This is a genomic window from Rhizobium sp. P43 (genome assembly GCF_056730705.1).
The window spans coordinates 3,599,054-3,610,400 of record NZ_CM161539.1 but is presented as its reverse complement, the minus strand read 5'-3'; the positions used below and the strand labels follow the sequence as shown (position 1 = coordinate 3,610,400).

General features: G+C 60.0%; 10 protein-coding genes. 9 read left to right on the top strand and 1 reads right to left on the bottom strand.

Annotation, left to right across the window (positions count from 1 at the left end):
• Position 1 precedes the first annotated feature (1 nt).
• Genes nosZ through AC1PUL_RS18035 form a run of 6 tightly spaced genes read left to right on the top strand, consistent with a single transcriptional unit; the run spans position 2 to position 6,456 of the window.
• On the top strand, positions 2-1,930 hold the full coding sequence (gene nosZ / locus AC1PUL_RS18060; RefSeq protein WP_480465457.1) for a TAT-dependent nitrous-oxide reductase: 1,929 nt from the start codon (positions 2-4) through the stop codon (positions 1,928-1,930).
• Positions 1,931-1,933: 3 nt separating this feature from the next.
• Positions 1,934-3,262: a nitrous oxide reductase family maturation protein NosD gene (locus tag AC1PUL_RS18055; protein ID WP_054149280.1), complete on the top strand. Its 1,329-nt coding sequence runs from the start codon at positions 1,934-1,936 to the stop codon at positions 3,260-3,262.
• Positions 3,228-4,127, top strand: a complete 900-nt coding sequence (locus tag AC1PUL_RS18050; RefSeq protein ID WP_409748217.1) for an ABC transporter ATP-binding protein — start codon at positions 3,228-3,230, stop codon at positions 4,125-4,127. The genes AC1PUL_RS18055 and AC1PUL_RS18050 overlap by 35 nt, the downstream gene beginning before the upstream one ends.
• The gene (locus tag AC1PUL_RS18045) at positions 4,124-4,945 is read left to right on the top strand and encodes an ABC transporter permease (protein WP_054149282.1); all 822 of its coding nucleotides are present in this window, start codon (positions 4,124-4,126) and stop codon (positions 4,943-4,945) included. Before AC1PUL_RS18050 ends, AC1PUL_RS18045 begins: the two co-directional genes overlap by 4 nt.
• On the top strand, positions 4,942-5,541 hold the full coding sequence (locus tag AC1PUL_RS18040) for a nitrous oxide reductase accessory protein NosL (RefSeq protein WP_480465456.1): 600 nt from the start codon (positions 4,942-4,944) through the stop codon (positions 5,539-5,541). Before AC1PUL_RS18045 ends, AC1PUL_RS18040 begins: the two co-directional genes overlap by 4 nt.
• A 3-nt stretch (positions 5,542-5,544) precedes the next feature.
• On the top strand, positions 5,545-6,456 hold the full coding sequence (locus AC1PUL_RS18035) for an FAD:protein FMN transferase (protein ID WP_054149284.1): 912 nt from the start codon (positions 5,545-5,547) through the stop codon (positions 6,454-6,456).
• 443 nt (positions 6,457-6,899) lie between these two features.
• Here the strand turns inward: AC1PUL_RS18035 and AC1PUL_RS18030 are convergent, their stop codons facing one another.
• Entirely contained in the window at positions 6,900-7,934 is a 1,035-nt protein-coding gene (locus AC1PUL_RS18030; RefSeq protein WP_480465455.1) for a LacI family DNA-binding transcriptional regulator, read from the bottom strand.
• 164 nt (positions 7,935-8,098) lie between these two features.
• Between AC1PUL_RS18030 and AC1PUL_RS18025 the strand changes: the two genes are divergently transcribed.
• From AC1PUL_RS18025 to AC1PUL_RS18015, 3 genes are read left to right on the top strand one after another with little or no spacing between them, the layout of a single operon-like run.
• The gene (locus AC1PUL_RS18025) at positions 8,099-9,043 is read left to right on the top strand and encodes a carbohydrate ABC transporter permease (protein WP_480465454.1); all 945 of its coding nucleotides are present in this window, start codon (positions 8,099-8,101) and stop codon (positions 9,041-9,043) included.
• Positions 9,044-9,053: 10 nt separating this feature from the next.
• Positions 9,054-9,926 carry a carbohydrate ABC transporter permease gene (locus AC1PUL_RS18020; RefSeq protein ID WP_480465453.1) on the top strand — a complete coding sequence of 291 codons (873 nt, stop codon included), beginning with the start codon at positions 9,054-9,056 and terminating at the stop codon, positions 9,924-9,926.
• A gap of 37 nt (positions 9,927-9,963) precedes the next feature.
• Positions 9,964-11,277, top strand: a complete 1,314-nt coding sequence (locus AC1PUL_RS18015; protein WP_480465452.1) for an ABC transporter substrate-binding protein — start codon at positions 9,964-9,966, stop codon at positions 11,275-11,277.
• The last annotated feature ends 70 nt before the right edge of the window (positions 11,278-11,347 follow it).

The following is an 11,347-nucleotide window of genomic DNA, read 5'->3' as shown; positions in this document are numbered from 1 at the left end:
GATGGAAACGAAAGAAACCAAAGGCCTGAGCCGGCGAGAGCTGTTCAGCGCGACGGCCGGCACTGCCGTTCTGGCGGGAAGCATGGGAGCAGGCGCACTGGGCTTAAGCGCCGCTGTTCTGTCAACACCGGCGCTCGCTGCTGCCGAAGGCGATGGCTCCGTCTCGCCTGGCAAGCTCGACGACTATTACGGCTTCTGGTCCTCAGGGCAAACGGGCGAAATGCGCATTCTCGGCATCCCTTCAATGCGCGAACTGATGCGTGTCCCGGTGTTCAACCGCTGCTCGGCCACTGGCTGGGGGCAGACCAATGAATCGATCCGCATCCATCAGCGGACCATGTCCGAGAAGACAAAGAAGCAGCTCGCCGCCAACGGCAAGAAGATCCATGACAATGGCGATCTGCATCACGTCCACATGTCCTTCACTGAAGGCAAGTATGACGGTCGCTTCCTGTTCATGAACGACAAGGCCAATACGCGCGTTGCCCGCGTTCGCTGCGACGTGATGAAGACCGACGCCATTCTGGAAATCCCGAATGCCAAGGGTATCCACGGCATGCGCCCGCAGAAGTGGCCGAAGACAAACTACGTCTTCTGCAACGGCGAAGACGAAGCGCCGCTCAACAACGACGGCTCGACCATGACGGATGTTTCGACCTATGTGAACATCTTTACCGCAGTCGATGCCGAAAAGTGGGATGTCGCCTGGCAGGTCAAGGTGTCGGGCAATCTCGACAATTGCGATGCCGACTACGAAGGCAAATGGGCCTTCTCGACCAGCTACAATTCCGAAATGGGCATGAACCTGGAGGAGATGACCAAGTCCGAGATGGACCATGTTGTTGTCTTTAACCTGGCCGAAATCGAAAAGGCGATCGCCGCTGGTCAGTATGAGGAAGTCAACGGCGTTAAAGTTGTCGACGGCCGCAAGGAAGCCAAGTCGCTCTTCACGCGATACATCCCGATCGCCAACAATCCACATGGCTGCAACATGGCACCGGACAAGAAGCACCTGTGCATCGGCGGCAAGCTTTCGCCCACCGTCACTGTGCTTGACGTGATCAAGTTCGACGCGCTGTTCTATGACAACGCCGAGCCGCGTAGCGCCGTCGTCGCCGAACCGGAACTGGGCCTTGGGCCCTTGCACACCGCCTTCGATGGTCGCGGTAATGCCTACACTTCACTATTCCTCGACAGCCAGGTGGCCAAGTGGAACATCGAGGACGCCATCAAGGCCTATGCCGGCGAGAAGATCAATCCGATCAAGGACAAAATCGACGTCCAGTACCAGCCGGGTCACTTGAAGACGGTCATGGGTGAAACGCTCGACGCTTCAAATGACTGGATGGTTTGCCTGTGCAAGTTCTCCAAGGACCGTTTCCTGAACGTCGGGCCGTTGAAGCCCGAGAACGATCAGTTGATCGACATTTCCGGCGACAAGATGAAGCTCGTGCATGATGGCCCGACATTCGCCGAGCCGCACGACGCGATCGCGGTCGCACCGTCGATCCTGCCCAACATCCGCTCGACATGGGACCGCAACGACCTGATGTGGGCCGAAACCCGCAAGCAGGCCGAAGCTGATGGCGTCAACATCGACGAGTGGACCGATGCCGTTATCCGTGATGGCAATAAGGTGCGCGTCTACATGACCTCGGTCGCGCCAGCTTTCAGCCAGGAGAGCTTCACGGTCAAGGAGGGGGACGAGGTGACTGTCATCGTTACCAATCTCGACGACATTGACGATCTGACACATGGGTTCACCATGGGCAATCATGGCGTGGCGATCGAGATCGGCCCTCAGCAGACGAGTTCGGTCACGTTCGTTGCGGCCAATGCCGGCGTCTACTGGTACTATTGCCAGTGGTTCTGCCATGCTCTGCATATGGAAATGCGCGGACGCATGTTCGTCGAGCCAAAGGGCGCTTGAGCCATGAGGCTGCTCGTTCTCCTGCTCGGTCTTGTTCTCGTCTCGCCGCTTGCGGCCGGGGAGCGCTCGGTCGCGCCGGGCGCGGGCAGTCTAGCGACAGCCATCGCCGAGGCAGCACCAGGTGATGTTTTGACACTGACCGACGGGACCTACCTTGGCCCCGTCGTGATCGATCGGTCCCTTGCCATCGTAGGCCCGCGCGGCGCGGTTGTTGATGGCCAAGGTTCAGGTAGCGTGATTGAGATAACTGCGCCCGATGTCCGCTTGGCCGGGTTCACGGTGACGGGTTCGGGACGGGTCAACCAGGACCTCGACGCCGGCGTGAAGATCGAAAAAGGCGCGGACCGCGCCCGTGTCGAAAAACTGCTCGTCACCGGCAACATGCATGGCATCGACGTGCATGGCGGCCGCGACACGGTGGTGACCGGCAACGAGATCATCGGCACCGACAGTCCGCGCATGAACGAGAGGGGCAATGGCATCTATGTCTGGAACAGCCCCGGCACACTCCTCGAGAACAATTTCATACGCTTTGGCCGCGACGGCATCTTCTCAAATGCCAGTTCCAACAGCATCTATCGCGGCAATGTTATGCGCGACCTGCGTTTTGCCGTACATTTCATGTACACTCGCAACACCGAGGTTTCCGGCAATATTTCGATTGGCAACCATCTCGGCTTTGCCATCATGTTCTCAAACCAGGCAAAGATACTGAGCAATATCAGCCTCGGCGACCGTGACCATGGGCTGATGCTGAACTATGCCAACAATGCCGATGTCACCGGCAATCTGGTGCGTGGCGGCACGAAGAAGTGCCTGTTCATCTACAATGCCCACAAGAACCTGATCTGGGATAACCGATTTGAGGGCTGCGGTATCGGCATTCACTTCACCGCTGGTTCCGAAAAGAACGCGCTGACCGGCAACGCCTTCATCGCCAATCGCGAGCAGGTGAAATATGTCGGCACCCGCAACATGGAATGGAGCCATGAGGGGCGGGGCAATTTCTGGTCCGACCATCCGGCCTTCGACCTCAATGGCGACGGCATCGCCGACGGGTTTTTCCGACCGAACGACGTGATGGACCAGATCCTCTGGTCGCAGCCCGCCGCCAGCCTTTTGATCGGCTCGCCCGCTGTGCAACTTGTGCGCTGGAGCCAGCGAGATTTCCCTGCCACGCTGCCGGGCGGCGTGCGCGACAGCGCCCCGTTGATGCGCCCGCTGATAATCACCGTGCCCCCCGAAATTCTCGTTTACGAAGCCGAGGCCGCCGGCCGCTGGGCGACAGGACATTATGATGACACCGACCCTGACAATCTCTCGGCTCACTAAGTGCTTCCAGTCTGTCGAGGCACTGAAGCAGGTCTCGCTGGCTCTTCAGCCGGGAAAACGCGCCGCGTTGCTCGGCCACAACGGAGCCGGCAAGTCGACGATGATGAAGATCATCCTCGGGCTGATCCCGTTCGACAGCGGCGAGGTCTCTGTTTGTGGCGAAGCGCCGGGGTCGGCCGCAGCCCGCATGCAGGTTGCCTATCTGCCGGAAAATGTCGCATTCCATCCGGCGCTCACGGGCGAGGAGCAGATTAGCCACTATCTTTCGCTGCGCGGCGAAAATCCGCGTATCGCGCCGCAGCTTCTGGCCCGAGTCGGCCTCGCCCATGCGGCGCGCCGGCGGATCGGCACCTATTCCAAGGGCATGCGCCAGCGCGTGGGACTCGCCCAGTCCCTGATCGGCCGCCCGCGTCTTCTGGTGCTCGATGAGCCGACCTCGGGCCTTGATCCGGTCTCGCGGCGGGATTTCTACGACCTGCTCGATGGCCTCTCGGCCGATGGCACGGCGATCCTGCTCTCCTCGCATGTCTTGACCGAGGTCGAGGCGCGCACCGACAGCATTCTCATCCTGTCGGGAGGGCAATTGGTGGCGGAAGGTACGCTTGCCGATTTGCGTGCACAGGCTGCCCTGCCGATCACGCTCCTCGTTCGTCCGGCGGAAGGGCGTGCCATTTCGCTCGCTGCGGTATTTCCGGAAGCCACCATCGGCTCAGACGGCATGCTGCGCTTCTCCTGCCCGCAGGCGGACAAGCTGCCGCTTCTCGCCAGCATCACCGCGCTCGGCCCGGAAGTTGCGGACCTTGATGTGATCCCACCCAGCCTTGAGGACATTTATAGCCATTTCAGCCGGAGGGACGGGCAATGAGCTGTATCCTCGCCACCGCGGCAAGCGAGTTCCGCATCGCGTTTCGCAATCGTTGGGTGCTGATCGCGACCGGCATGATGGTGCTTTTCGCGCTCGTACTGGCGGCTGCGGGGTCAGCGCCCACGGGTGATGTCGACGTTGACCGGCTCTCGGTGACGGTCGCCTCGCTGACTTCGCTTGCCGTCTACCTTGTTCCGCTTCTGGCGCTGCTAATGAGCTTCGATGCGGTGGCTGGCGAGGTGGAGCGCGGTACTTTGCCACTGCTGCTCACCTATCCGGTCTCGCGCCTTCAGATCCTGCTTGGCAAACTTTTGGCGCACCTGGCGATCCTCGCGCTCGCGGTAACGCTCGGCTATGGCGCAGCGCTGGTGATGGCGGTCTGGTCCGATCCGGGTGCGATTCAGGGCATCGGCTCCATGGTCCGACTGATCTGGTCTTCGGTTTTGCTGGGCGCGACCTTCCTTGGCGCGGGGTATGCGCTGTCTGCCCTAGCACAGCGCCCCTCTGGGGCAGCGGGTCTTGCGGTCGCACTCTGGCTGGTCGCCGTTGTGCTTTATGATCTCGCGCTTTTGGCTCTGATTGTCACCGATGGCGGTGGCGTCTTTACCACGCGGGCTTTGCCAGTTGCTCTGCTTGCCAATCCGGCGGATGCCTTTCGCGTCTTCAACCTGTCGGCTGGGCAGGCGGTCGCGGTTGCAGGCGGTATAGGCGGCGCTGCAGGGGCTATCCCACTCTGGCAATCCGCAGCTTCACTATTTGTCTGGCCACTGCTGGCTATCACACTGGCGCTTGCCGCTTTCAGAAAGGTGACGCCATGAGTTTGCGCATGCGATCTTTGCTACGTTCCATCATTATCCTTAGCTCGCTCTCGCTGCTGGTGGCCTGTCAGGAAAAAACTGCTCAGGATACGACACCGCAGGATATGACCGTCGAGACTCTAGGTCATTACTGCCAGATGAATCTGCTGGAGCATCCCGGCCCAAAGGGCCAGGTGTTTCTTGAGGGCATGCCTGCCCCCTTATTCTTCAGCCAGGTGCGTGATGCCATCGCCTATATGCGGGGGCCAGAGCAGATGGCGCCAATCGTTGCCGTCTACGTCAACGATATGGGAGCCACAGGCGCGACCTGGGATAATCCAGGTGACGGCAACTGGATCGCCGTCGAGAAGGCCGTCTATGTGATCGGTTCGGTCCGGCAAGGCGGCATGGGAGCGCCGGAGGCCGTGCCGTTTTCGAGCCGCGAGAAGGCCTTGCTGTTTGCCCGTGCCGAAGGCGGCAAAGTACTCTCCTTTGACGAGATTACCGACGACATGGTGCTGACCCCGGTCGACATCGAACCCAATTCGAACTCGGGGGACGGTGATGCCGAATTCCAGAACCGCTTGCGTGCCCTGCCCAACAATGCTGGAGGCTGAGCTATGCTGACAACACGTCGCCGACTAATTGCGATTTCCGCCGCGCTTGCGCTTTTGCCGACCGCCGCACGTGCAAGACAGCACAATTCGAAACTGTGGACCGGACAAGCGCTTGGCGCCCGCGCATCGCTCCGGATCGACCATCCAGACGGGGAAGCGATTGCCGCTCGCGTCATGGCCGAAATCGATCGGCTGGAGGACATTCTCAGCCTTTATCGTGCAAATAGTGCGCTAGCTCGGCTGAACAGGCTGGGCCATCTCGACAATCCGCCCTTCGAACTTCTTGAATGCCTGTCGCTTGCCAGCGCCGTGAACCGTGCCAGCGGCAGAAGGTTTGATCCGACTGTGCAGCCGCTTTGGGTAGTCTGGGCCGAAGCAGCGGCTCGGGGCACGCAACCGGACGCGGGAGCGATCGCTGCCGCGAAAGGGTTTGTCGGCTGGGAGAAGGTCGAAATGGATTCAGCAAGGATCAGTCTTCGACCGGGAATGGCACTAACCTTAAACGGTATTGGCCAAGGCTACGTCGCCGACCGTGTGGCTTCGTTGCTGGAAGCCGAAGGGCTATCGGACATTCTGATCGACACTGGCGAATTGCGCGCCCTTGGCGGCAGGCCTATTGGTGGCGACTGGCCGGTTCGTCTAGAAGGCGGTGAGTTTGTCGGCTTACGACAACGCGCTCTCGCCACATCTTCTCCTCTTGGTACAACATTCGATGGTGCCGGACGGCAGGGCCACATTCTCGATCCCGTCAGCGGAACACCGGCACCGGCGATTTGGCGCGCTGTGTCGATCTCAGCACCCACTGCGGCAATTGCAGATGCGCTCTCAACGACCGCTTGCCTTTTGAACGAAGTTACTCAAATGAAGCTTCTTGTAAAAAGTTTCCCGGATTGTCGATTGGAATTCGTAGCATGATAGCCTTCGTTGTCCCATAATTTAGATGTCGCGCAAGAATCCGGTTGGGCACTGTTGGAACGGCTTTTATGCAAGTCTCTGTGCAATCAGGCCCCCGCAACCAAAGAAACTTGCAAATCCTCCAAATCAAGTCGTTTCCTCAAAAGCTCCTCAGCGTAACCCGCGAGGAGCTTTTGCTTTTTGGCCTCACTGCGAATCGCGGCCGACGCCGCTCGTGACCTGAAACGATGAAACATCCCGAAGATCGCGGTGTCCGGGAACTACTGCGCTGTTATCAGCAGCAATCTGCGTAACGAGATCTTACCCGATGCTACGGACCAGGGCCGAATCTGTCCGCGACTCTGAAGGTGCTCCTGTGGTGCAACTGCGGCCTGTTGGGCTGCCAATGCGACCCGAAGGGGGCTCCCGGCGCTCCGCTTCTGGATCACTGCATTTGCCGATGCTTAACGCGTCATCGTCGAAGGACCGGTCGAATCCCGCAGCACGAGGCTTGTCGGCAGCTTGATCTGGCGTTCCGTGATGGGCTCGCCGCGCAGGCGCTTGATCAGAAGCTCTGCCGCAATCTTGCCCTGCAGGGCTGCGTCGACATTGATCGTCGTCAATGCGGGCGTCAGCCAGGGCGAGAATGGGAGGTTGTCGAAACCGACGAGCGACAGGTGCTCGGGCACCGATCTACCGAGAGCATGGGCCGCGCTGATGCAGCCGATGGCGATGGTATCGTTGCCGGCCATGATCGCCGTGATGTCCGGATGACGCTCCAGCAGGCGGCGTGTGGCGTGATGACCGCTTTCGGCGCTGAAATTTGCGTGCTCGACGTGGCTGTCCGGCAGCTCGATCCCGTGATTGGCGAGTTCTCGTCGCAATACGGCCAGTCGCACGTCCGTTCCGATCAGACCCGCTCTGGAGAAGGGCACGGTTCCGATCTTCCGGTGGCCTAGCCCGACAAGGTTCTCGACCGCTGCGGATATGCCTTCGCTTGTGGTGAAGTTCACGGACAGTTCGTCCGGATGCCGGACGGAGCCGACGAGCACCACCGGATATCCTCGGTCGATCAGATCGCGCAGATTGGGATCGTCACTGCGGGGATTGAGCACGATCATGCCGTCTATCCGGCGGGATTCCACCATGCTTTCGTAAGGGTTTGCACTGTTCCCGGCCGTGATCCCCTCGAGGAGGACATGATAGCCGTGTTCGCGATTGCATTGGCTGATCCCGTGCATGAGCTGGGGGATGAAGGCGTCAATCGGCAGGATGGCGGGGTCCGAGATGATGAGCCCGATGGTTTCCGTATCGCCGCGCACGAGCATGCGGGCGGCGGAGTTCGGCTTGTAGCCGAGATCGCTGGCGGCCTGCAGTACGCGACGGCGGGTCTCGTCCGAAAGGCTGACCGTTTCCGACTTGTTGAGAACCATCGAGACCGTCGTGCGCGAGACGCCTGCCATGCGCGCAACGTCCCAACTGGTTACCTTGGCCACCATGAATGTTTTGCCTCCCTGATCGATTCACGCGCGAAAGCGCCTGTCGCGGATCGTTATGCACCCCTGTTGGCGATTGACAATCATCCAAACGTCTCGTACTCATACTAACACGTGTTAGTAATCTCGTTAAGTGAGGATAACACGTGTCAGCTGGAGGGCTGATTATGGAGGGAGGACTGATGGTCGCCGTTTCGGAATCTGGAAAACCGCGTCGAGATCGCGAAGGTCGGCGCAAGCGGCGGCTGCCCGAATGGGCTGTCGGCTATCTCTTCATCCTGCCGGCGCTGATCGGCTTTGTTCTCTTCTATCTTCTCCCCACCGTCAGGGCGATGGAGATCAGTCTCACCGACTGGAACATGCTGCGCGCGCCCCGCTTCATAGGTCTAGACAATTATGTCCGTCTCTTTTCAGATCCGAAATTCTGGGATTCGCTGCGTCTGACCCTGCTCTATGTGGTCTACAACATCCCGGTACAGACAGCGCTCGGTCTCCTGATTGCCGTGCTGGCGGATCGACTTGCGCGTGGCGTCACCGTGCGGGCGATCATCATCGCACCCTATCTTCTCTCCAATGTCGTTGCGGCCCTGATCTGGCTGATGATGCTTGATCCGCTGCTTGGCCTGACAAACCACTGGCTGGAGTTTATCGGCGTGGCCCGTCAGGGTTTCCTGAGTTCCCCGGACCAGGCACTCATCTCTGTCGCTGGCATATCGATCTGGCGGCATGTGGGGCTGACGGCACTGCTCTTCTATGCTGGTCTGCAGGCGATCCCGAAGGATCTCTACGAGGCAGCGCGTCTGGAAGGCGCTTCCGAGTTCACGATGTTCCGGCACATCACGCTGCCGCTGCTGCGGCCGGTTCTCGCCTTCATCCTCGTCACCTCGGTGATTGGCTCCTTCCAGATCTTCGACGTTGTCGCGGTCGCGACCAAGGGCGGTGGCCCCGCGGAATCGACCCGCGTCGTCCTCTGGTACATCTACGAACAGGCATTCCGGTTCAATCGGATGGGCTTTGCCTCCGCCGCGTCGATGGTCCTGTTCACGATCCTCATTCTCGTCACGCTCCTGCAGATGCGGGTCTTGCGTGGCGGGCAGTCAGACCTGGCGTGAGGAGGCGGTCATGAACAGACTTTCCCCCTGGGCGATCCTCGGCTACGCGGTCCTTGGCGTGTTTGCCTTCATTTCGCTGCTGCCGCTCTGGATGGCGCTGAAAACTGCGCTGACCCATCCGCAGGAAATCTTCCAGACATCCACGGCACTTCTGCCGCCGGACGCGATCCTAGGAAATTTCAGCCGCGTGATGGACCTGCCGACCGATGTGGTTCTGACATCGGTCAATGCCTCGCCGATCAACTTCCTCGTCGCCCTGCGCAACAGCGTCATCTACACGGTGCTGGTCGTCGGCGGACAGCTCTTCTTCTCGGCCCTGGCCGGTTACGCCTTTGCCCGGATGAAGTTTCCCGGCAGCTCGGTGCTTTTCTATGCCTTTGTCGCGGCGACCATGATCCCGGCCATGGTTCTGTTCATCCCGAACTTCATTCTCGTGAAGGAGCTCGGCTGGATCAACACCTTCCAGGGCATGGTTGCGCCGTCGATCCTGATGTCTCCGTTCGCCATCTTCTTCTTGCGGCAGTTCTTCATCTCGTCGCCTAAGGAACTCGAAGAGGCTGCGAAGCTTGATGGATGCTCCGCATTCCAGATCTTCTGGAAGATCGCGCTGCCGCTGCAAAAGGGGCCTATCGCAACGCTCGCCATCCTGCTGACCATCAATGCCTGGAACGAGTTTTTCTGGCCGTTCCTGACCGGTCGCGATGAAAGCGTGCGCGTCATGGCTGTCGCGCTGTCCGACTTCCTCAGCCAGACCGGGCAGGGCACACCCGACTGGACCGGGCTGATGGCTGCGGTCAGCCTTTCGATCATACCGGTTCTGTTCGTACTCGCCTTCTTCGGACGGCGCATCGTGGAATCCCTGCAGACGACAGGGATGAAGTAACCCGCAATCAATCATCGGGAAATCAGGAGGAGTGATGATGAAAACTGCAATCGCGACCATGTTGTCGACCACCATGCTGGCGGGGGCCTTGGCAACCTCTGCCCAGGCGGCTGACGTTGAGCTGAGCTACTGGATGTGGGACGGCAACCAGGCGCCGGTCTATCGCAAATGCGCCGACAAGTTCGAAGCCGCCAATCCGGGGATCAAGATCTCCATCAAGCAGGATGGCTGGGACAATTACTGGCAGACGCTGACCACGGGCTTCGTCTCGGGCACCGCGCCCGATGTCTTCGTCAACCATCTGAGCCGGTTCCCGGAATTCCTGGCCAATGGCGTCATGGTCGACCTCACCGAGAAGATTGCCGCCGACAAGGTCGACATGAAGGCCTATCTGCCGGGTCTCGCCGAGGCCTGGAACAAGGATGGCCAGCAGTTCGGTCTGCCGAAGGACTGGGATACGATCGCCTATGTCTACAACAAGAAGATGCTCGCCGACGCAGGCGTGACGGAGGATGACCTCCGCAACATGACCTGGAACCCGAAGGATGGCGGTACATTCCAGCAGATCCTCGCCAAGCTGACGATCGACAAGAACGGCAAGCGTGGCAACGAGGAAGGCTTCGATCCGAAAAACATCGAGGTCTACGGTCTGGCAACCAATCCGGCCGATGGATATGGCCAGACGCAGTGGAGCCACTTCGCTGCATCCTATGGTGTGAAGTTCATCGATCAGCCCTGGGGCACGAAGTATCTCTATGACGATCCGAAGCTGGCGGAGACGCTGACCTGGCTACGCGATCTCTCGTTGAAGCATGGCTTCAGCGTTTCGCAGGAGCAGGCGGGCAACCTTCAGGCCGTCGGTCTCTTCTCGGCCGGTAAGGCCGCCCTGGTTCCGGATGGTTCCTGGATGATCAATTCGTACCGCGACAACACGCCGTTCGAATTCGGCTTTGCGCCGCTCGCCCAGGGACCAGAGGGTCGCCGTTCGATGTTCAACGGTCTGGCGGACTCAATCTGGAGCGGTTCCAGGCATCAGGATGAGGCCTGGAAATGGGTGCAGTATCTCGGCTCGGCCGAATGCCAGGCGATTGTCGGCGAGGCGGGTGTCGTCTTCCCGGCGCGGCCAGAGGCCACCAAGCTGGCTGAGGAAGCGCACAAGGCCAAGGGGCTGGATGTGTCGGCCTTCACCCTGCTGGCGACGCCCGAGACGACCTTCCCCTTCCCGATCTCGGATTTTGGCGGGGAGATTTCCACGATCTTCGCGACTGCCGTTTCGAAGGTCATGCTCGACCAGGGTGATCCGGCCGAGATCCTGAAGACCGCAAATGACGAGGTGAACAACCTCTTCTGAGCCTTTCCCTCCCTACGACCTTGCGCCGCGCCCATGATGTGGGCGCGGGCCTAACCAACCTTATTTCAAG

What these genes read in the sequence shown, in the direction of transcription:
- AC1PUL_RS18050 (WP_409748217.1), top strand. Translation starts at nt 3,228, where the DNA reads ATGACACCGACCCTGACAATCTCTCGGCTCACTAAGTGCTTCCAGTCT.
- AC1PUL_RS18045 (WP_054149282.1), top strand. Translation starts at nt 4,124, where the DNA reads ATGAGCTGTATCCTCGCCACCGCGGCAAGCGAGTTCCGCATCGCGTTT.
- AC1PUL_RS18030 (WP_480465455.1), bottom strand. Translation starts at nt 7,934, where the DNA reads ATGGTGGCCAAGGTAACCAGTTGGGACGTTGCGCGCATGGCAGGCGTC.
- AC1PUL_RS18040 (WP_480465456.1), top strand. Translation starts at nt 4,942, where the DNA reads ATGAGTTTGCGCATGCGATCTTTGCTACGTTCCATCATTATCCTTAGC.
- AC1PUL_RS18055 (WP_054149280.1), top strand. Translation starts at nt 1,934, where the DNA reads ATGAGGCTGCTCGTTCTCCTGCTCGGTCTTGTTCTCGTCTCGCCGCTT.
- nosZ (WP_480465457.1), top strand. Translation starts at nt 2, where the DNA reads ATGGAAACGAAAGAAACCAAAGGCCTGAGCCGGCGAGAGCTGTTCAGC.
- AC1PUL_RS18015 (WP_480465452.1), top strand. Translation starts at nt 9,964, where the DNA reads ATGAAAACTGCAATCGCGACCATGTTGTCGACCACCATGCTGGCGGGG.
- AC1PUL_RS18035 (WP_054149284.1), top strand. Translation starts at nt 5,545, where the DNA reads ATGCTGACAACACGTCGCCGACTAATTGCGATTTCCGCCGCGCTTGCG.
- AC1PUL_RS18025 (WP_480465454.1), top strand. Translation starts at nt 8,099, where the DNA reads ATGGAGGGAGGACTGATGGTCGCCGTTTCGGAATCTGGAAAACCGCGT.
- AC1PUL_RS18020 (WP_480465453.1), top strand. Translation starts at nt 9,054, where the DNA reads ATGAACAGACTTTCCCCCTGGGCGATCCTCGGCTACGCGGTCCTTGGC.